The organism is Micromonospora siamensis, assembly GCF_900090305.1.
GTDB classification, from domain to species: domain Bacteria; phylum Actinomycetota; class Actinomycetes; order Mycobacteriales; family Micromonosporaceae; genus Micromonospora; species Micromonospora siamensis.
Map to the genome: position 1 here is coordinate 1,508,244 of NZ_LT607751.1, position 19,423 is coordinate 1,527,666.

The 19,423-nt window shown below is 74.5% G+C and carries 16 protein-coding genes; 4 read left to right on the forward strand and 12 right to left on the reverse strand.

Annotated features, from left to right (window positions below; genetic code table 11):
* Nucleotides 1-63: 63 nt before the first annotated feature.
* Entirely contained in the window at nucleotides 64-405 is a 342-nt protein-coding gene (locus GA0074704_RS07080; protein ID WP_088969749.1) for a PadR family transcriptional regulator, read from the forward strand.
* Between the two features lie 43 nt (nucleotides 406-448).
* Here the strand turns inward: GA0074704_RS07080 and GA0074704_RS07085 are convergent, their stop codons facing one another.
* The 10 genes from GA0074704_RS07085 to deoC all read right to left on the reverse strand — a co-directional run bounded on the left by GA0074704_RS07085 (nucleotide 449) and on the right by deoC (nucleotide 11,835).
* Nucleotides 449-1,120, reverse strand: coding sequence for a permease prefix domain 1-containing protein (locus GA0074704_RS07085; protein ID WP_088969750.1), 672 nt, complete (start codon nucleotides 1,118-1,120; stop codon nucleotides 449-451).
* Between the two features lie 70 nt (nucleotides 1,121-1,190).
* On the reverse strand, nucleotides 1,191-3,071 hold the full coding sequence (gene cydC, locus GA0074704_RS07090) for a thiol reductant ABC exporter subunit CydC (RefSeq protein ID WP_331716648.1): 1,881 nt from the start codon (nucleotides 3,069-3,071) through the stop codon (nucleotides 1,191-1,193).
* 14 nt (nucleotides 3,072-3,085) lie between these two features.
* Entirely contained in the window at nucleotides 3,086-4,759 is a 1,674-nt protein-coding gene (gene cydD, locus GA0074704_RS07095; RefSeq protein WP_088969752.1) for a thiol reductant ABC exporter subunit CydD, read from the reverse strand.
* A complete protein-coding gene (locus tag GA0074704_RS07100; protein ID WP_088969753.1) occupies nucleotides 4,756-5,763 on the reverse strand; it encodes a cytochrome d ubiquinol oxidase subunit II in 1,008 nt (335 codons plus the stop codon). Before GA0074704_RS07100 ends, cydD begins: the two co-directional genes overlap by 4 nt.
* A gap of 11 nt (nucleotides 5,764-5,774) precedes the next feature.
* The gene (locus GA0074704_RS07105) at nucleotides 5,775-7,025 is read right to left on the reverse strand and encodes a cytochrome ubiquinol oxidase subunit I (RefSeq protein WP_088969754.1); all 1,251 of its coding nucleotides are present in this window, start codon (nucleotides 7,023-7,025) and stop codon (nucleotides 5,775-5,777) included.
* A 100-nt stretch (nucleotides 7,026-7,125) separates the two neighbouring features.
* The gene (locus GA0074704_RS07110) at nucleotides 7,126-8,031 is read right to left on the reverse strand and encodes a M56 family metallopeptidase (protein WP_088969755.1); all 906 of its coding nucleotides are present in this window, start codon (nucleotides 8,029-8,031) and stop codon (nucleotides 7,126-7,128) included.
* A 10-nt stretch (nucleotides 8,032-8,041) separates the two neighbouring features.
* Complete coding sequence (locus tag GA0074704_RS07115) at nucleotides 8,042-8,488, reverse strand: BlaI/MecI/CopY family transcriptional regulator (protein WP_088969756.1); 447 nt, start codon at nucleotides 8,486-8,488, stop codon at nucleotides 8,042-8,044.
* Nucleotides 8,489-8,622: 134 nt separating this feature from the next.
* Nucleotides 8,623-9,447 (reverse strand): aldehyde dehydrogenase family protein, encoded by an 825-nt coding sequence (locus GA0074704_RS07120; protein ID WP_088969757.1) that lies wholly within the window; start codon nucleotides 9,445-9,447, stop codon nucleotides 8,623-8,625.
* Entirely contained in the window at nucleotides 9,440-10,870 is a 1,431-nt protein-coding gene (locus tag GA0074704_RS07125) for an aldehyde dehydrogenase family protein (protein ID WP_088973510.1), read from the reverse strand. Before GA0074704_RS07125 ends, GA0074704_RS07120 begins: the two co-directional genes overlap by 8 nt.
* Nucleotides 10,871-10,875: 5 nt before the next feature.
* Nucleotides 10,876-11,835 (reverse strand): deoxyribose-phosphate aldolase, encoded by a 960-nt coding sequence (gene deoC / locus GA0074704_RS07130; RefSeq protein WP_088969758.1) that lies wholly within the window; start codon nucleotides 11,833-11,835, stop codon nucleotides 10,876-10,878.
* Nucleotides 11,836-11,971: 136 nt separating this feature from the next.
* On the opposite strand from deoC, the gene upp reads away from it, so the two are divergent.
* On the forward strand, nucleotides 11,972-12,604 hold the full coding sequence (gene upp / locus GA0074704_RS07135) for a uracil phosphoribosyltransferase (protein ID WP_088969759.1): 633 nt from the start codon (nucleotides 11,972-11,974) through the stop codon (nucleotides 12,602-12,604).
* A gap of 62 nt (nucleotides 12,605-12,666) precedes the next feature.
* Entirely contained in the window at nucleotides 12,667-13,344 is a 678-nt protein-coding gene (locus GA0074704_RS07140; protein ID WP_088969760.1) for a GOLPH3/VPS74 family protein, read from the forward strand.
* A 440-nt stretch (nucleotides 13,345-13,784) separates the two neighbouring features.
* Here GA0074704_RS07140 and GA0074704_RS07145 read toward each other — a convergent pair whose 3' ends face one another.
* Together GA0074704_RS07145 and GA0074704_RS07150 are read right to left on the reverse strand one after the other, a co-directional pair.
* Nucleotides 13,785-15,449, reverse strand: coding sequence for a phospho-sugar mutase (locus GA0074704_RS07145; RefSeq protein ID WP_088969761.1), 1,665 nt, complete (start codon nucleotides 15,447-15,449; stop codon nucleotides 13,785-13,787).
* Nucleotides 15,450-15,496: 47 nt separating this feature from the next.
* A complete protein-coding gene (locus GA0074704_RS07150) occupies nucleotides 15,497-17,623 on the reverse strand; it encodes a serine/threonine-protein kinase (RefSeq protein ID WP_088969762.1) in 2,127 nt (708 codons plus the stop codon).
* Between the two features lie 201 nt (nucleotides 17,624-17,824).
* On the opposite strand from GA0074704_RS07150, the gene GA0074704_RS07155 reads away from it, so the two are divergent.
* Complete coding sequence (locus GA0074704_RS07155) at nucleotides 17,825-19,405, forward strand: acyl-CoA mutase large subunit family protein (RefSeq protein WP_088969763.1); 1,581 nt, start codon at nucleotides 17,825-17,827, stop codon at nucleotides 19,403-19,405.
* Nucleotides 19,406-19,423 lie beyond the last annotated feature (18 nt).

A 19,423-nucleotide genomic window follows, 5' to 3' on the forward strand; every position in this document is an offset into this window, starting at 1 on the left:
CCGGATGGGCCGGACCCGCACCCCGGTGGCGCTCCCACCGACCGACAAGTAGCGTGTCTACTCATGAAGGCCCAGGCGCTGCACGGACACCTCGACGCGCTGCTGCTCGCGGTGCTCGAGCAGGGCGCGCTGCACGGCTACGCCATCATCGAGGCGCTGCGGGCCCGCAGCGCCGGCGCCCTGGATCTGCCCACCGGCACCATCTACCCGGCGCTGCGCCGGCTGGAGCGCGCCGGGTACGTCGCGAGTTCGTGGAGCACGGTCAACGGCAGGGAACGGCGGACCTACCAACTCACCGACGCGGGCGGTCGGGCACTGGCCGGCGAGCGGGCCGGCTGGCAGGAGTTCAGCGCCACGGTCGGCCGGTTCCTCGGCGCCGGCGAGCCACCCACCGCCCCGGCCTGACGCGGATCGGGCCGCCCTGGCCCGGGGCACGGACCCAGCGGGCTCAGCGGGCGGTACGCAGCCAGCCGTGCGCCGCCCGACCCAGGTTGCCCAGGGCAGCTCCGACGACCAGCGGCCCGATGATCATCGGCGGCCAGGTGAGCGCGGCGTCCCAGAGACCGACCGACCAGAGATAGAGCGCGCTGCCGGCCAGGGCGCCCACCACGAGCGCGCCGGTCAGCCCGAGGCCGGTCAGCCGGGCGGCGGGCGGCAGCCCCGGCTCGCCCCGGCGGGCCGCCCGGGTGAGCACCAGCAGACTCGCGGCGGCCAGCAGCGCGGCCACCACCCAGGCCACGTTCAGCGTGGTGGAGAGCAACAGGAAACCGGCGGGCGGGTGTGAGCCGTCCCGGTCCCAGCTCGAACCCTGCCAGGTCAGGTCGCCGCCGACGATCAGCACCGAGGCGACCGCCAGTCCGCGTACGGCGAAGCGCCGCAGCGCCCCGGCGGCCAGCTCCGCCTGGTACGCCGGCACCAGCCGGTCCGCGCTGCCGAACTCGGCGACCGCCCGGCGCTCGGCGTCCGGCCCGGACAACCCGTCGGCCCGGTACGCCTCGGCGGCGTCGTGCAGCGCGTCCCGCGCCTCGGTGAGCAGCTCGGTCCTCAACCGGGCCGGCCCGTGCAGCCGTACGGCCAGTTCCCGCAGGTGGGCCTCGACCGGTGTCCCGTCCCCGTGCATGCGCCCACCCTGCCACGGCGGCGCCCTCGCTGGGGTCCGGGAGATCCCCGGTCCCGTCCCCGAGTCGCCGTCAGGGGGCGAGTGCCAGGTAGCCGCGTTCGGCCGCCTCCTGGCGCAACCACTGCTCCCGGTACCAGCCCGGCGCGGCGGCCAGCTCGGCGTGCCGGCCCCGCTGGACCGCCCGTCCGGCGTCCAGCACGACGATCTCGTCGAAGTCGGCCAGGCCGCTGAGCCGATGGCTGATCAGCAGCACCGAGTGCCCGGCCGGGGTGGCGGCGAGCACCGAGGCGAGCACCGCGTCGGCCGCCGCCGGGTCGAGCCCTTCGGTCGGTTCGTCCAGCACCAGCACCCCGGGGGCGGCCAGCACCGCGCGGGCCAGGGCGAGCCGCTGTCGTTGCCCGCCGGAGAGCTGCCCGCCTTCCTCACCGACCACGGTGTCCCAGCCGTGCGGCTGGTCGCGTACCCAGTCCAGCAGGCCGGCGGCCCGGGTGGCGGCGGCCAGCTCGTCGTCGGTCGCGCCGGGGCGCCCGAGCAGCAGGTTCTCCCGGACGGTGGCGTGGAAGACGTACGCCTCGGCGAGCAGGCCACCGACCGCCCGGGGCAGCTGCTCGGGCGGGTAGCCGGCCAGGTCGACGCCGTCCACGGTGATCCGCCCCCGCTCGGGGACGACCGTGCCGGTGACCACGGCCGTCAGGGTGCTCTTGCCGGCACCGCTCGGGCCCACCACCGCCACCCGCCGGCCGGCCGGCAGGTCCAGGTCGAGCCGGTCCAGCGCCGGTGCGGCGTCGGCCCGGTACCGGACCGTCACCCCGGTCAGCCGGACGTGGTGCGGTCCTTCGGCCAGGGCCGGAGCCGCATCGCCCGGGCCCGGTCCGGGGCCCGGCGGGAGGAGGCCGGTGGCACCGCCGGTGTCCGCCGCCCCGGTGCGTTCCGCGCCGAGGTCCGGCCCGCCGGCACCGGGTGCGGTGGCCGTGGGTGCGGTTGCCTCGGGCGTGGTGAGCAGGTCGGCGACCCGGGCCAGGCCGGCGCCGAGCAGGGTGCGCTGCCGGGCGGCGGCGACCAGCGCCAGGGCGATCTCCACGGCGGCCAGCGTCCCGACGGCGAGCACCCCGACCAGCACCCCGCCGACCCCGGAGCGGAGCGCCACCAGCACCACGGCGCCGGCGGTGAGGCCGGCCAGCAGCACTCCGGCGGCGTCCACCGCGAAGCCGGCGGCGGCCAGCCGTCGTTCCAGCCGGGCCAGCCGCTCGGCCCGGCCCCGGGCGGCGGCGAGCGCCGTCCCGGTGGCCCCGAAGGCGGCCAGGTCAGCGGCGCCGTGGGTGAGGTCGATCGCGTCCACGGCGAGCGCCCCGCGCAGCGGCGCCACCTGGTCCGCGCTGCGCCGGGTCAGCCGGGTGGCGAGCAGCGGCAGGGCGACCCCGGCCAGCAGCAGCCCGACCGCCAGCACCCCCGCCGCCGGCAGGGAGATCAGTGCCGCCCCGCCGACCGCGAGCACCCCGACCAGCGCGGCGGCGGCGCCCGGCACGAGCACCCGCAGCAGCAGGTCCTGGACGGCCTCCACGTCGGAGACCAGCCGGCTCAGCGCGTCCCCGGAGCGTTGGGTGGTGGCGGAGCGCCCGGTGGACAGGGTGGCGAAGACCCGGGCCCGGACGTCGGTGATCATGCGGAGCACCGCGTCGTGACCGGCCAGCCGTTCGGTGTAGCGGAACACGCCCCGGCCGATCGCCAGCGCCCGGACCGCGACGATGGCGACGGTCAGCCGGTCCAGCGGAGGCTGGCCGGCGGCGCTCATCAGCAGCCAGGTGGCCGTGGCCATCAGGGCGAGCCCGGCGAACTCGGTGGCGGCGGCGAGCAGCCCCGCGCCGACCAGCCGGCCCAGGTAGGGCCGGGCCAGCCGGAGCACCGCCCGCTCGGCGGACGCCCGCCCGCTCCCGCCCGCACCGCCGCTCACGCCTGGACCCCCGCTCACGCCTGGACCCCCGACGGTGCGGGGGACAGTTCGGTGACCCGGCCGTCGGCGACCCGGATGATCCGGTCGGCGTCGGCGAGCAGGGCCGGCCGGTGCGCCACCAGCAGGGCCGTACGCCCCGCGACGAGCCGCCGGGTGGCGTCCAGCACGACCGCCTCGCTGGCGGTGTCCAGCCGCGCGGTGGGCTCGTCGAGCAGCACCAGCGGGGCGTCCCGCAGGAAGGCGCGGGCCAGCGCCACCCGCTGCCGTTGGCCGCTGGACAGGCCGTGCCCCCGCTCGCCCAGCACCGTGGCCAGCCCGTCGGGCAGGGCGGCGACCACCTCGTCCAGGGCCGCGTCGCGTACCGCGCCGGCCAGCGCGGAGGCCGGGGTGTCCGGCGCGCCGAGGGTGATGTTGTCGGCCAGCGGGGCGGCGAAGAGGTGCGCCCGCTGCGGCACCCAGGCCACCTGCCGGCGCCAGTCGTCCGGGTCGACCGTCGCCAGGTCCACCCCGTCGACGGTGACCCGGCCGCTGGTCGGGGTGACGAAGCCGAGCAGCAGGTTGAGCAGGGTGCTCTTGCCGGCGCCGCTGGGCCCGATGACGGCGATCCGCTCGCCGGGGCGGATGGTCAGCGTGACGTCCCGCAGCGCGGTGGTCCGGTCGTACTCGACGGTCACCGCCTCGAAGCGGATCTCGCCGCGGCCGTCCGGTGCCGGGACCGGCCGACCGGTCGGGGCGGCCACCGGGCCGGCGGTGACGGTGAGCGCCTCGTCCAGCGCGGTCAGCCCCTCCATGCTGGCGTGGAAGCGGCTGCCGGCGGCCCGCAGCGGCAGGTAGGCCTCGGGGGTGAGCAGCAGCACCAGCAGCGCGGTGGAGAGGGTGATGCCGCCGCCGAGCAGCCGGATGCCGACCGGTACCGCGACCAGCGCCACCGACAGGGTGGCGATCAGCTCCAGCACCAGCGCCGAGAGGAAGGCGATCCGCAGGGTCTTCATGGTGGCCTGCCGGTGTCCGTCGGCCATTCGGCGGACCACCTCCACCTGACCCCGGGCCCGGCCGAAGGCGCGCAGGGTGGGCAGCCCGGCCACCATGTCGAGGAAGTGCCCGCCGAGCAGCGAGAGCCGGCGCCACTGCCGTTCGGTGGCGGCCTGGGCCTGCCAGCCCAGCAGGGCGCCGAAGACCGGGATGAGCGGGAGGGTCAGCGCGATGATCAGCGCCGAGCTCCAGTCGGCGAAGACGATCCGGGCCAGCACCGCCAGCGGCACGGTGACGCTCAGCACGAGCTGCGGCAGGTAGCCGGTGAAGTAGGCGTCCAGCGCGTCCAACCCGCGCCCGGTCAGCGTGGCGAGCTGCCCGGCGCGCTGCCCGGCAACCCAGGTCGGCCCGTGCGCCCCGACCGCGGCGAGCAGCTCGACCCGCAGCGCCGCCTTGACCGTCGCCGCGGCCCGGGCCGCGACCGTGCCCTGCGCCCAGGTGACCGCCGACCGGGCGGCCACCGCGACGAGGAAGCCGGCCAGCGCCGGCCGGTCCAGTCGCCCGTCGACCGCCGTCGCCAGCAGGGCCGCCAGCGCGGTCGCCTGCGCCACGACCAGCAGCGCCGTCACCCCGCCGAGCAGGGCGAGCACGGCGAGGTCGCGCCCGGCCGCGGGGACCCGGCGCAGCAGACGCGGGTCGAACGGGCGGCGGTTCACCAGTACACCGGTGCCCTACCGTCGATCCGTCCCCGGAAAATCCACCAGCACATCGCCTGAAAGCCTAGTAGGGCCGGAACGAGGGGCAGCGTCAGCCAGCCCAGCAGGGACAGGGTGGGCCCGCTGGCCGCCGCGTCGGCCACGGTCAGCCCGGTCACCGGGTCGGTCCCGGAGACCAGCGCCCACGGCCACCGGGCCGCCCCGACCAGCGCCACCGGCAGCGCCAGCGCCGCCGAGGTGGCGGCGAAGGCCAGGCCGGGCCGCCGCCGGCCGAGCGCTGCCCGGGCCACCAGCAGGGCCGTGACCAGCAACGACAGCAGGAGTACGGCCACCAGGGGCTGCTGCGTGCCGGCGCGTACCCGGTCGGAGAGCAGGCCCACGACGGTGGCCGCGCCGACCGCGGCGAGCGCCACCGGCGCCAGCCGCCGGGCCAGCCGGGTCGTCGCCGCGGCGTCCGCCCGGGGCAGCCGCAGCGTGAGGAAGGTCGCACCGTGCACCGCCACCAGCGCCACCACGGCCAGCCCGGCGGCGGCGACGAACGGGGTGAAAAGGTGGGTGACCCCGGTGGCGTGCCCGTCCGCCGACATCGGCAGCCCCTGGAGCAGCCCGGCGAGCAGGGCGCCCCAGCCGAGCGCGGCGAGCGCGCTGCCGGCGACCACCACCCGGTCCCACCGCCTCCGGGCGCGGCCCCCGTCGGGGCGGCTGCGCAGCTGCACCCCGGCGGTCACCAGCACCACCCCGGCCAGGGCGCCCAGCACGGCCGGGTAGTACCCGGAGAGCAGCTCGCCCTCCAGCACCGGGAACGCGCCGAAGAGGATCCCGACGGCGGTCACCAGCCAGACCTCGTTGCCGAGGAAGAACGGGCCGAGCGCGGTGAGGGTGGCCCGCCGGGCGGCGGGCGAGCCACCCCGGGCGAGCAGCAGGCCGACGCCGTAGTCGTAGCCGCCGAGCACCAGGTAGGTGGCGAAGAAGAGGCCGAGCAGGGCGTACCAGGCGAGCTCCACGGGGGTCTCCCTCAGGCGAGTACGGGTTGGCGGGGGTGGTCGTCGCTCTCCGGCGCCGGCGGGCGGCCCAGCGCCGGGTCGTGCGCGCCGCGGGCGGCGTGCCGGGCGAGCAGCACCCAGTTGGTGACGGCGAGCGTGCCGAGCAGCAGCCCGAACCCGACCAGTGAGGCGAGCATCAGCCCGGCGTCCACGTCGGAGACGGCCCGCGAGGTGGGGAGCAGCCCGTACGCCGCCCAGGGCTGGCGGCCGACCTCCCGGGCGATCCAGCCGAGGATCACCGCGACGAACGGCAGCGGCAGGGCGAACAGGATCAGCCAGAGCGGGAAGCGCAGCCGGATCACCGCGTCCCGCCAGAGCAGGGGGAGCAGCAGCCAGACGGCGCCCAGGGTGAAACCGATCAGGATCATGAAGCCCAGGCCGACGTTGGAGAGCACCGGCGGGGTCCAGTCGCCGGGCCCGAACCGCGTGGTCCACTCGGCGACCAGCGCGTCCCGCCCCGGCCCGCCGCCGAACTTGGTGGGCTGCACCTGCCCGACCGGCCCGAACTGGGCGAAGCCGAAACCCTGGACGGCGGAGACGGCCAGCGCCGCGACGACCAGGCCGATCCGCAGCGAGCTGCGGAACAGCGCGAAGTCGGGGGTACGCCGGATCAGGTGCCAGGCGCTCACCGCGGCCATCAGCATTCCACCGGTGAGCAGCGACGCGGCGAGCACGTGCCCGAACGCCATGCCGAGGGTGGGGTTGGTCAGCAGCGCGCCGAAGTCGGTGAGGTGGGCGACGCCGTCGCGCAGCTCGTAGCCGACCGGGTTCTGGAGCCAGGAGTTCGCCACCATGATCCAGAACGCCGAGGCGTACGCGGTGATCGCGACGCCCCAGAGCAGCGCGAGGTGCACGCCGCGACGCAGCCGGTGCCAGCCGAAGATCCACATTCCGAGGAACGTGGACTCCAGGAAGAACGCCAGCAGGGTCTCGATGGCGAGCGGGGCCCCGAAGACGTTGCCCACGTAGCGCGACAGTCCGCTCCAGTTCAGGCCGAACTGGAACTCCATCACGATGCCGCTGGCGATGCCGAGCACGTAGTTGATCACGTAGAGCTGGCCCCAGAACCGGGTGAGCCGTTCCCACTTCGGGTCGCCGGTGAGGAACCCGGCGGTCTGCATCCCCACCAGGAGGGTGACCAGGCCCAGGGTGACCACCACGAAGAGGAAGTGGATCGAGGTGGTGGTGGCGAACTGCAGGCGCGCGAGGAGCAGGGTGTCCATGGCCGCTCTCCAGGGGTTGGCTCGCTTGTGATAGCGATCCTACACGTAGCGTCCCTACCTATCAGGCCCGGCCGCGGCGCCGTCCCGCTCAGCGGCGGAATCAGCTCAGGAACAGTGAGATCGGCAGGGCGGCCAGGGTTGCCGACACGGCCAGCGCGACCGCCCCGAGCAGCCGGGGCGGGCGGTCGGCCACCATCAGCCGCTGCACCCGTACGTCCAGGTCCCGGTCACCGACCCCGAGCGCGCCGGCGGGCGTGATCCGGTCCCCGCAGGCGGCGAAGCGGCGCAGGGCGCCGGCCAGCGGCGCCTCGGCGTGCAGCTCCCGGGCCTTGTCGTCGGCGCGCATCTCGACCAGCAGGGCGACCCGCTCGTACGCCCTGCCGACCCAGCGGAACCAGGGCAGCGCCCGGCGCAGCGCGGTGAACGGCAGCAGCACCAGGTCGTGCCGCTCCTGGGCGTGCGCCCGCTCGTGGGTCAGCACCGCGGCCAGCTCCTCGCCGTCCAGCAGGCTGAGCGTCCCGGCGCTCACCACCACGCGGGGGCGCACCCCCGGCAGGCAGTACGCCGCCGCGCTCGGGTGGTCGAGCACCAGCGCGCCGGGCACCGTCGGGTCCCGGCGGGCCACCAGGGTCAACAGGTCCCGGTGCCGACGCTGGGCCCGGACGCTCGCGTGGATGCTGCGCACGGTCGTGGTGATCAGCACCGCCCCGATGCCGAAGCCGACCCCGACGCCGGCCAGGTGCGCCGTGCCCAGCCCCGCCGGCAGTTGGCCGTGGGTCAGGTCGGTGGCCAGGGCGAGCAGGGCGCCACCGGTCGGCCGGTCGTACGCGGCCAGCCCGAGCGCCATCGGCACGCCCATCGCGGACAGGCCGAGTGCCAGCCCGACCGCCTGCCAGCAGACGATCGCGACCCGCGGAGCACGCCAGGTCCAGGTGGACCGGGCCAGGACCTGCGCGGTGAGATAGCAGGCCAGCATCGACGCGGCGAAGTGCACGGCGTACGCCACGGCTGCCGCCCTACCGGTCCGTCGCCTCGTCGGTGCGGCGCGGCCGGCCGGCCCGTGGGTCGTCGACCCGGTCGGTCAGCTGCTGGCCGGTCAACCCGGCCTCCGCGCCGAGCGCCGTCCGCAGCACCTCCGCCTCGGTGCCGGTCACCGACCGGGCGAAGCGGACCAGCGCCGCGTCCCGGCTGCCACCGAGGTCGAGGGCGTCGAGCATGAGCTGGGCGATGTGCGCCTCCCGGCTGGCGGCGGCCCGGTAACGCCAGGCCCGCCCCTCCCGCTGGCGCTGCACCATGCCCTTGCCGGCGAGCCGGTCCAGCACGGTCATCACCGTGGTGTACGCCAGCTCGCGCCCGTCCAGGGCGTCGGCGACCTCCCGCACGGTCACCCCGTCCGACGTGGCGGGGACCGAGTCCCACAACACGTCCATCACCGCACGCTCAAGATCGCCCAGCCGAGTCACGCCCCAATCCTACCCCCCGTAGTAGACCCACCCCGAGTGCCAGGGGCAGGGGCCAACTACCCGGAAAGAGTGGCCTCCCTGACGACGGAGACCACTCTTTCCACGAAGTTGCGCAGCTCTTGGCGCGAAAGGGGCTAGACGCCCTTGGGGTGCCAGACGGTCTTGGTCTCCAGCAGGACCGTCATCCGGGTGATGCCGGGATCCGCGGTCCAGTCGTGGTCGGCGGGGGCCGGCCGGAGCACCCGCTTGAGGTTCTCCGCAGCCTTGACCTCCAGGTCGGCGGCCAGCTCGGCGTCCGCCACCCCGGTCAGGTCGAGCGCGTTGACGTCCATGTGGCTGGCCAGCGTCGGCACCGTCTCGGTCAGCCTGCCGGTGAGGATGTTGACCACCCCGCCGGGCAGGTCGGAGGTGGCCAGTACCTCGGCCAGGGTCACCGCCGCCAGCGGAGCCGCCGGGGAGGCGGCCACCACCACGGTGTTGCCGGTGACGATCGCCGGGGCGATCACGCTGACCAGGCCGAGCAGGGCCGGCTGCTCGGGCGCCACCACGGCCACCACGCCGGTCGGCTCGGGCGCCGAGAGGTTGAAGTACGGGCCGGCGACCGGGTTCGCGCCGCCGTACACCTGGGTGAGCTTGTCGGCCCAGCCGGCGTACCAGACCCAGCGGTCGATCGCCGCGTCCACCTCGTCGGCCGGTACGCCGAGGGCGACGAACTGCTCCCGCCGGCCCTCCAGCATCTCGGCGACCCGGTAGAGGATCTGACCCCGGTTGTACGCGGTCGCCCCGGCCCACCCCTTGACGGCGGCCCGGGCGGCCACGACGGCGTCCCGCGCGTCCTTGCGCGATGCCAGCGACACGTTGGAGTCCTGCACGAGATACGACCGTCCCGACTCGCTGCGGGGGAACTTGCCCCCGATGAAGAGCTTGTACGTCTTGCGTACCGCGACCCGCTCAGACATTGAGGTAGCCCTCCAGCCCGTGCCGGCCGCCCTCGCGACCGTAGCCCGACTCCTTGTAGCCGCCGAACGGCGAGGTGGGGTCGAACTTGTTGAACGTGTTGGCCCAGACCACGCCGGCGCGCAGCCGGTCGGCCATCCACAGGATCCGGGAACCCTTGTCGGTCCAGATCCCGGCCGACAGCCCGTACGGCGTGTTGTTGGCCTTTTCGACGGCCTCGGCGGGCGTGCGGAACGTGAGCACCGACAGCACCGGCCCGAAGATCTCCTCGCGGGCGATCCGGTGCGCCTGGGTGACCCCGGTGAAGATGGTCGGCGCGAACCAGAAGCCCCGCTCGGGCAGCTCGCACGCGGGCGACCAGCGCTCGGCGCCCTCGGCGGAGCCGGCGTCGGAGAGCTCCCTGATCCGGGCCAGCTGGGCGGCCGAGTTGATCGCGCCGATGTCGGTGTTCTTGTCCAGCGGGTCGCCGACCCGCAGCTGCGCCATCCGGCGCTTCAGCGACTCCAGCACCTGCTCGGCGACGTTCTCCTGGATCAGCAGCCGGGAGCCGGCGCAGCAGACGTGGCCCTGGTTGAAGAAGATGCCGTTGACGATGCCCTCGACGGCCTGGTCGACCGGGGCGTCGTCGAAGACGATGTTGGCGGCCTTGCCGCCCAGCTCCAGGGTGAGCTTCTTGCGGGTGCCGGCGACCGAGCGGGCGATGGCCCGGCCGACCTCGGTGGAGCCGGTGAAGGCGACCTTGTCCACGCCCGCGTGCTCGACCAGCGCCCGGCCGGTGTCACCGGCGCCGGTGACGATGTTGACCACGCCGGCCGGCAGGTCGGCCTGCTGGCAGATCTCGGCGAAGAGCAGCGCGGTCAGCGGGGTGGTCTCGGCCGGCTTCAGCACCACCGTGTTGCCGGCGGCGAGCGCCGGGGCGATCTTCCAGGCCAGCATCAGCAGCGGGAAGTTCCACGGGATGACCTGCGCGGCCACGCCGAGCGCCTTCGGGTCGGGCCCGAAACCGGCGTGCTCCAGCTTGTCGGCCCAGCCGGCGTAGTAGAAGAAGTGCGCGGCGACCAGGGGCAGGTCGACGTCGCGGGACTCCTTGATCGGCTTGCCGTTGTCCAGGGACTCCAGCACGGCCAGCTCGCGGGAGCGCTCCTGGATGATCCGGGCGATCCGGAACAGGTACTTGGCCCGGTCCCGGCCCGGCATCGGACCCCAGACCTGCTCGTACGCCCGACGGGCGGCGCGCACCGCGCGGTCGACGTCCCCGGCGCCGGCCTCGGCGACCTCGGCGAGCACCTCCTCGGAGGCGGGGTTGATCGACTTGAAGCTGCCGCCGTCGGCCGGGTCGACGAACTCACCGTCGACGAAGAGCCCGTACGAGGGCTTGAGGTCCACCACCGAGCGGGACTCGGGGGCGGGGGCGTATTCGAAGATCACGCTCAGTCCAGGGTGAAGTAGTCGGGACCGGCGTAGACGCCGGTCGTCAGCTTGGTGCGCTGCATGAGCAGGTCGTTCAGCAGGCTGGACGCGCCGAACCGGAACCAGTCCGGGTCCAGCCAGTCCGCGCCGACGGTCTCGTTGACCATGACCAGGTACTTGATGGCGTCCTTGGTGGTCTTGATCCCGCCGGCCGGCTTCACGCCGACCTGCCGTCCGGTGGCGGCGCGGAAGTCGCGGACCGCCTCCAGCATCACCAGGGTCACCGGCAGGGTGGCCGCGACCGGCACCTTGCCGGTGGAGGTCTTGATGAAGTCGCCGCCGGCCAGCATGGCCAGCCAGGAGGCCCGGCGCACGTTGTCGTAGGTGGCCAGCTCGCCGGTCTCCAGGATCACCTTGAGGTGCGCGTCCCCGCACGCCTCCTTGGTGGCGACGATCTCGTCGTAGACCTCGGAGTAGCGCCCGGCCAGGAACGCGCCCCGGTTGATCACCATGTCGATCTCGTCGGCGCCGGCCTCGACGGCCGCCCGGACGTCCGTCAGCTTGATCTCCAGCGGCGCCTGCCCCGAGGGGAAGGCGGTCGCCACGCTGGCCAGGTGCACTCCCGACCCCCGGAGCACCTCGGCCACGTACGGGACCATCGCCGGGTAGACGCAGACCGCGCCGACGTGCGGGCAGGACGGGTCGGCCGGGTCGGGGCGCAGCGCCTTGGCGGCCAGCGCCCGCACCTTGCCGGGGGTGTCCGCCCCTTCCAGGGTGGTCAGGTCGACCATCCGGATGGCGAGGTCGATCGCCTGCGCCTTCGCCGTGGTCTTGATGGAGCGGGTGCCGAGCTGTGCCGCCCGCTGCTCCGCGCCGACCTGGTCCACGCCCGGCAGGCCGTGCAGGAAGGTCCGCAGAGCGGTCTCGGATCGTCCCAGCTCGGAGAGGTCCGACCGGGCCGACGTCGCTGTCGCCGTCATGCCCCGAATACTACGCACCCGCGAGTCGAGTGATCTTGGTCACGGCCGCCCGGTCGCGAGCGCCACACGTGAGCGGCGTCGCTGGTCAGCCGGCACCCGCCGTGCGGCGCGGCCCGGACCGGTAGGTTGAGCGATCGTGGACGTACACGTCATTGACCACCCGCTCGCCCAGGCGCGGCTGACCGCCATGCGGGACGCCCGGACCGACTCGCCGTCGTTCCGGGCGGCGCTGCGCGAACTCACCACCATGCTGGTGTACGAGGCCGCGCGCTCCTTCCCCGTCGAGAAGTACCCGGTGCAGACCCCGGTCACCGGCACCGAGGGCACCCGGCTGGCGAACCCGCCGCTGCTGGTGCCGGTGCTGCGGGCCGGGCTCGGCATGGCCGACGCCGCGCTCGGGCTGCTGCCCGAGTCGTCGATGGGCTTCGTCGGACTGGCCCGCGACGAGGAGACGTACGAGCCGCGCGCGTACATGGAGTCGCTGCCCCGGGACCTGGCCGGACTGCCGGTGCTGGTGCTCGACCCGATGCTGGCCACCGGCGGCTCGCTGGAGCACTGCTGCCGGCTGCTCGCCGACCGCGGCTGCACCGACATCACCGTGCTCTGCGTGCTCGCCGCCCCGATCGGCATCGAGCGGCTGGAGCGTTCCGGCCTGCCGTTGCGCCTGGTCACCGCGTCGATCGACGAGGGCCTGAACGACAAGATGTTCATCGTCCCCGGCCTGGGCGACGCCGGTGACCGTCAGTTCGGCGGCATGCCCCGCTTCTGACCCCACCCGGGGGCGGCGCGTTGTGGCCCGGGGCGTGCGCGTAGGCGCTACCGTCTCGGGCCATGACTGGTGTCGCGCTCGCCGAAGAGCTGCTCCTCCTCGCCTATGACGACGAATCCGGCAAGGCGACCATGCCCCGGATCAGCCTCGACCTGGGCATGGCCGCGGCCGTGCTGGTCGAGCTGGCCCTGGCCAACCGGATCGCCTACGCCGACAGCAACCTGGCGGTGACCGACCCGACACCGATCGGTGAGCCGGTCACCGACGAGGTGCTCGCCAAGATCGCCGCAGACACCCCGCACACCCCCTCCTCCTGGGTGCAGCGGCTCCGGCACGGCCTGCGCGACCGGATCCTGGGCGACCTGGTGGACCGGGGCGTCGTCCGGGACGTCGACGAGACCGAGTTGGGCTTCATCCACGTGCACCGCTATCCCTCGACCGACCCGTCGGTGGAGGCGGACATCCGCCGCCGGCTGGCCGAGGCGCTGACCGGCGGGCAGCTCCCCGACGAGCGGACCGCCGCGCTGGCCACCCTGGTCGCCGTGCTGCGGATGGAGCCGGCGCTGCACCTGGCCGGCGACGAGGCGGCCGGCGTCCGCCGCCGCCTGGAGGAGATCGCCGGCGGGGCCGGCTTCTCCGGTGACGTCAGCCTCGACGACAGCGTCGTGCGCCCCTCGGTGGCCCTGGTCGTCGCCACCCTCGCCCAGGCCGTCGACCACGCCCTCGGCAAGCGCGTCTGACCCGTGCCCGCCCGGCCCGCGCCGTCCACCCGGCGCGCCGTCCGCCCGGCCCGCGCCGTCCGCCCGGCGGGCCGGGTGGACGGCTCGACCGGACTGGCCCGGGACGCGGCGGCCGGAGCGCGACCGTCGCCGTCGCCCAACCGGCCGCCGGTGGGTGCGCTACGCACGGTATTGCCGGCACCCTGCTCACCGAGCGTGCCGGCCGACCGACCCTCGGAGACACCCCGGCCCTCCTTTGCTCTGCTGCCCCGTCCGCAACACCGGGTGTGAGCTGGGCAGACGCACGCACCTACCTCGACCGCCCAGGTCACTGTCCGTGCCTGTCGCGTGGGGTGCAGCAGAGCAAAGGCAGGGGGCGCGGTTGTCGGTGGTCGTGAGACCGCTACGGTCCGTGGCTGCCTGGTGGCCGTCGCCGACAGGGCGGCGGCGCGGCGTGGGAGTCAGAGGCCGAGGAGGGCGGCGATCTCGGCGCGGAGGGCGGAGGCCGCGGCCTGGGCGCGGGTGCGGGCCGCGGGGACGTCGCCGTCCGCTGCCGGCTCCACCACCTCCAGGTACGCCTTCAGCTTCGGCTCGGTGCCGGAGGGGCGGATCACCGCTCGGGCCCCCGCCGTCCGCAGGATCACCACGTCGGAGTCCGGCAGCAGGTCCCGCGCCTCGGCGAGCGGCTGCCCCAGCAGCGTGGCCGGGGTGGCCGCCCGGACCCGGGCCATCATCTCCGTGATCAGCCGCAGGTCGTCGACCCGTACGGAGAGCTGGTCGGTGTGGTGCACCCCGAACTCGGCGGCCAGCTCGTCCAGCCGGTCGGTCAGGGTGCGCCCCTGCGCCTTCAGGCCGGCGGCCAGCTCGGCGACGGTCAACGCGGCGGTGATGCCGTCCTTGTCGCGTACGTGCTCCGGGGCCACGCAGTAGCCCAGGGCCTCCTCGTAGCCGAAGACCAGCGGCTGCGCCCCGCCACCGGCCCGGACGATCCACTTGAACCCGGTCAGCGTCTCGTCGTACGGCAGGTCGCGGGCGGCGCACATGGCGCGCAGCAGGGACGACGACACGATGGTGGTGGCGTACAGGCCGCGGACCCCGCGCCGCATCAGGTGGTCGGCGAGGAGCGCGCCCACCTCGTCGCCGCGCAGCATCCGCCACGAGTCGCCGTCCCGGACGGCCACCGCGCAGCGGTCCGCGTCGGGGTCGTTGGCGATCGCCAAATCGGCGCCGATCCGGTCGGCGAGCGCGACCAGCCGGTCCACCGCCCCCGGCTCCTCCGGGTTGGGGAAGGAGACGGTGGGGAACTCCGGGTCGGGTTCGGCCTGGTCGGGCACCACGCCGGGCACCGGGAAACCGGCCCGGGCGAAGGCGGCGGTCAGCACGGCCGCGCCCACCCCGTGCAGCGGGGTGTACGCCACGGCCAGGTCCCGGGGCCCGTCCGGCGCGACCACCGCGGCGGCCCGCTCGACGTACGAGACGACCAGGTCGTCGCCGAGCACCTGGCCGGGCGGGCCGAGCGGCACCTGGGTCAGCGGGCCGACCGCGCGGATGGCCGCCTCGATGCCGGCGTCGGCCGGCGGGACGATCTGCGCGCCCGTGCCCAGCTCGCCGCCGAGCCGGGCACCCAGGTAGACCTTGTAGCCGTTGTCCTGCGGCGGGTTGTGGCTGGCCGTCACCATCACGCCGGCTGCCGCGTCGAGGTGCCGCACCGCGTACGCCAGCACCGGGGTGGGCAGCGGGCGGGGCAGCAGCAGCGCGGGCCGGCCGGCGCCGGTGGCGACCTGGGCGGTGCGCTCGGCGAACTCCCGGGAACCGTGGCGGGCGTCGTACCCGATCACCAGCGGTCCGGTGGCGCCCTGGGCGGCGAGCCAGCCGACCAGCCCGGCCGCGGCCTGGGTGACCACGGCGAGGTTCATGCCGTTCGGCCCGGCGCGCAGCGGGCCGCGCAGCCCGGCGGTGCCGAAGGTCAGCGGGCCGGCGAACCGGTCGGCCAGTTCCGGGCCGCTGCCCGGCAGTTGGTCGAGCACCGCCCGCAGCTCGTCCCGGCTGGCCGGGTCGGGGTCGTCGTCGAGCCAACGCCGGGCCTGCTCGCGAAGGTCGTCGATGTCAGTGGTGTCCGCCGTCATGCCTCTTGATAGCACGACGGCGGATCACCGCTGGGCGTCGCCCCGGGTCAGTTCGCCCCGGTGAGCTGGAAGGACTTCACCATCGCGTCGAAGATCGGCTTGCTCTGGGCGAACCTGGGGTCGTTGGCGGAAAGGTAGAACGAGTGGACCTTGCCGTCCCGGACCAGCCCGCGCCACACGCCGTGCCGCATGGTGTCGCCCTCGCCGCAGGTGTATTCCAGCTGGGCGGCCGGCTGGCCGACCAGCTTCTCCTCGGTCACCGACAGCTCCTTGTACGGCTCCGGGCAGGACTTCTTGTTCTTGCGCAGATTGCGGGAGGCGAACTCGGCCCAGCTGATCGAAGTGCCCTTCCAGTCCTCCAGGAGGATCCGGACCTTGCGCTTGCTGTCCCCGGGGTCGACGTAGTCGACGTACACGCCGCCGGTGCGCCGTTCCCAGCCCTGCGGAACCTGGACGGTGACGCCCTTGACGGTGACCTCGTGCATTTCGACGCCCGGGTTGGCCGGGTCCTGCTCGATCGGGATCGCCGCGGGCGGGGTCGGCGGCTTGTCGTCGCCGCTACCGAACAGCGCGATCGCCCCGATCAGCAGCAGCACCAGCCCAGCGGCCGCGCCGAGCTGGACCTTGCGCGGCCAGCCCTTGACCGTGGTGACCAGCCGCCCACCGGCGGCCTTCGCCCTGTCGGCGGCGCTGCCGCCGCCGGCCGCCGGTGCGGTGGCCGGCGAGGTCCACGGCTGGCCGGTGCCCGGCACCGACCACTGGTTGCCGGCGTACCCGCCGGGCACCCGCTGGGTTGGGTCGGCCTGGCCGGTGGCGAAGTGCGGGGCGCCGCCCCGCTGGTGGGTGGCCATCGCCTGGGTGGCGTCGGCGTGCCCGGCCCCGAAGCGCTGGGTCGCGTCGGCCTGGCCCGCGCCGAAGCGCTGGGTGGCCTCCGCCGGCCTCGCCCCGAAACGCTGGGTGGCGTCGCCGTGGCCGGTGCCGAAGCGCTGGGTCGCCTCGGCCTGGTCGCTCGGCGGGGGCATCGCGCCGGTCGGCGTGTGCAGCGGGCCGGCGAGCGCGTCGGCGCTGGTGTCGTCCAGCGCGGCGCCGCCGATGGCCGCCGGGGTGGGTCGTTCGCCGCGGCGCAGCGACGCCAGCCGGTCGGTCAGCGACTCGCCGGGGCCGATCATCGCCCGGCCGCCGATCTGGCCGCTGGGCTTCGGCTCCGGGGCGGCGGGCGATGGCGGCGGCGCGGTGGGTCGCTGCGCCGGCACCACCGAATAGGGGTCGGTGACCGAGTTGACCGCGGTCGCGGTGCTGGTCAGCGGGCCGGCCAGCAGCTCGCGGAGCATCGACCGGGCGGTGTGCACGTCGAGCCGGCGGGCCGGGTCCTTCTCCAGCAGTCCCATCAGGACGGGAGTGAGTGGACCGCTGCGCTGCGGGGTGGCCGGCGGGTCCTCGACCACCGCGTGCATGGTCTCGATCGGGTCGCCCTTGTCGAACGGGGGACGGCCCTCGACGGCGGTGAAAAGCGTCACACCGAGTGAGAAGAGGTCGCTCGGCGGGCCGAACTCCTGGCCCATCGCCCGCTCGGGAGAGATGAAGTGCGGCGAGCCGAGCACCATGCCCGGGGTGGTCAGCTGCACGTCGGTGGGCATCCGGGCCACGCCGAAGTCGGTCAGCACGCAGCGGCCGTCGGAGCAGATCAGCACGTTGGCCGGCTTGACGTCGCGGTGCAGCACGCCGATCGCGTGCGCCACCTCCAGCGCGCCCAGCAGGGCGATGCCGATCTTGGCCACCGGTCGGGGGGCCACCGGACCGTCCTCGATGACCATGTCGGCGAGGCTGCGCGCGTCCAGCAGCTCCATCACGATCCACGGCCGGCCGCCCTCGGTGACCACGTCGTACACCTGGACCACCGCCGGGTGCTGGATCGCCGCGGCCGCGCGGGCCTCGCGCAGGGTGCGTTCGTACATCGCGTCGCGGTCGCTCGGGGCCAGCCCGGGGGGAAGGACGACCTCCTTGACCGCCACGTCCCGGCGAAGCAGGGTGTCTGTCGCACGCCACACCGTGCCCATGCCGCCGTTGCCCACCGCGGACCGCAGCGCGTAGCGCCCGCCGATGGTGGTGCCGGGTGCCGCACGTCCGTTGGAGGGACTGACCTGTCCGCCGCTCCACGTCGGGATCTGAGTCACTGAAAAGCCACCGGGGGATATCGAGGGGGCTGGGACACAACCCCCCTATCTTGCTGGTTCCGACGCCCGATGCGAAACCCGACGCGGCGTGCCGTTGTCGACGGCGACCATCCGTGCCCGGCAGTTCACCAGGTGTCGAGGACGATGTGGTGTGCGGTATCCCTCACCCGTCGATGCCCGGTGGCGTCCTACCATCCGGGGATGAGCGAACGGTCGAGCGAGTCCGGTTTCCCGATCAAGGGCGTCTACACGTCGGCCGACCTGCCCGGGGAGCTGGATTCCCACCTGGGCGCGCCGGGCGAGTTCCCGTACACCCGGGGCGTCTACCCCACCATGTACACCTCCCGGCCGTGGACCATGCGGCAGTACGCGGGCTTCGGCACCGCCACCGAGTCCAACGCGCGGTACCACCAGTTGTTGCGGGCCGGGACCATGGGTCTGTCCGTCGCCTTCGACCTGCCCACCCAGATGGGGTACGACTCCGACGACCCGATCGCGCACGGCGAGGTCGGCAAGGTGGGCGTCGCCATCGACTCCATCGAGGACATGCGGCTGCTCTTCGCCGGCATCCCGCTGGACAAGGTCTCCACCTCGATGACGATCAACGCCCCCGGGTCGGTGCTGCTGCTGCTCTACCAACTGGTGGCCGAGGAGAACGGCGTGCCGGGCGCGGCGCTCAACGGCACCATCCAGAACGACATCCTCAAGGAGTACATCGCCCGCGGGACGTACATCTTCCCGCCGAAGCCGTCGCTGCGGCTGGTGGCCGACACCTTCGCGTACTGCCGCAAGGAGGTGCCGAAGTGGAACACCATCTCCATCTCCGGCTACCACATGGCGGAGGCCGGCGCGACGCCCGCGCAGGAGATCGCGTTCACCCTGGCCAACGGGGTGGAGTACGTCCGGGCGGCGCTGGAGGCGGGGCTGGCGGTGGACGACTTCGCGCCCCGGCTGTCGTTCTTCTTCGTCGCCCGCACCACCCTGCTGGAGGAGGTCGCGAAGTTCCGCGCCGCGCGGCGGATCTGGGCCCGGGTGATGCGGGACGACTTCGGCGCCAAGGATCCGAAGTCGATGATGCTGCGGTTCCACACCCAGACCGCCGGCGTGCAGCTCACCGCCCAGCAGCCCGAGGTGAACCTGGTGCGGGTGGCGATCCAGGGGCTCGGCGCGGTGCTCGGCGGCACCCAGTCGCTGCACACCAACAGCTTCGACGAGGCGATCGCGCTGCCCACCGAGAAGGCGGCCCGGCTGGCGCTGCGTACCCAGCAGGTGCTGGCGTACGAGACGGACCTGACCGCCACGGTGGACCCGTTCGCCGGGTCGTACGTGGTGGAGGCGATGACCGCCGAGCTGGAGTCGGCGGCGGTGGAGCTGATGGACCGGGTCGGTGACCACGGTTCGGCGGTGGACGCCATCGAGGCGGGCTTCCAGAAGCGGGAGATCGAGCAGTCGGCGTACCGGATCGCCCAGGAGATCGACTCGGGCGAGCGGGTGGTGGTCGGGTTGAACCGGTTCGCCGTCGACGAGGAGGAGCCGTACGAGCCGCTGCGGGTCGACCCGTCGATCGAGGCGGCGCAGGGGCAGCGGCTGGCGAAGCTGCGCGCCGAGCGGGACGACGCCGCGGTGCGGCACGCCCTGGCCGAGCTGCGGGCCGCCGCCGAGGGTGACGCCAACGTGCTCTATCCGATGAAGGAGGCGCTGCGGGCCCGGGCCACCGTCGGCGAGGTCTGCGGCACCCTGCGCGACACCTGGGGCGTCTACCGCCCGTCCGACCGGTTCTGACCGGTCCCGTCACGCCCC

What these genes read in the sequence shown, in the direction of transcription:
- deoC (WP_088969758.1), bottom strand. Translation starts at nt 11,835, where the DNA reads ATGACGGCGACAGCGACGTCGGCCCGGTCGGACCTCTCCGAGCTGGGA.
- GA0074704_RS07105 (WP_088969754.1), bottom strand. Translation starts at nt 7,025, where the DNA reads ATGGACACCCTGCTCCTCGCGCGCCTGCAGTTCGCCACCACCACCTCG.
- GA0074704_RS07080 (WP_088969749.1), top strand. Translation starts at nt 64, where the DNA reads ATGAAGGCCCAGGCGCTGCACGGACACCTCGACGCGCTGCTGCTCGCG.
- GA0074704_RS07120 (WP_088969757.1), bottom strand. Translation starts at nt 9,447, where the DNA reads ATGTCTGAGCGGGTCGCGGTACGCAAGACGTACAAGCTCTTCATCGGG.
- GA0074704_RS07155 (WP_088969763.1), top strand. Translation starts at nt 17,825, where the DNA reads ATGAGCGAACGGTCGAGCGAGTCCGGTTTCCCGATCAAGGGCGTCTAC.
- GA0074704_RS07085 (WP_088969750.1), bottom strand. Translation starts at nt 1,120, where the DNA reads ATGCACGGGGACGGGACACCGGTCGAGGCCCACCTGCGGGAACTGGCC.
- GA0074704_RS07145 (WP_088969761.1), bottom strand. Translation starts at nt 15,449, where the DNA reads ATGACGGCGGACACCACTGACATCGACGACCTTCGCGAGCAGGCCCGG.
- GA0074704_RS07140 (WP_088969760.1), top strand. Translation starts at nt 12,667, where the DNA reads ATGACTGGTGTCGCGCTCGCCGAAGAGCTGCTCCTCCTCGCCTATGAC.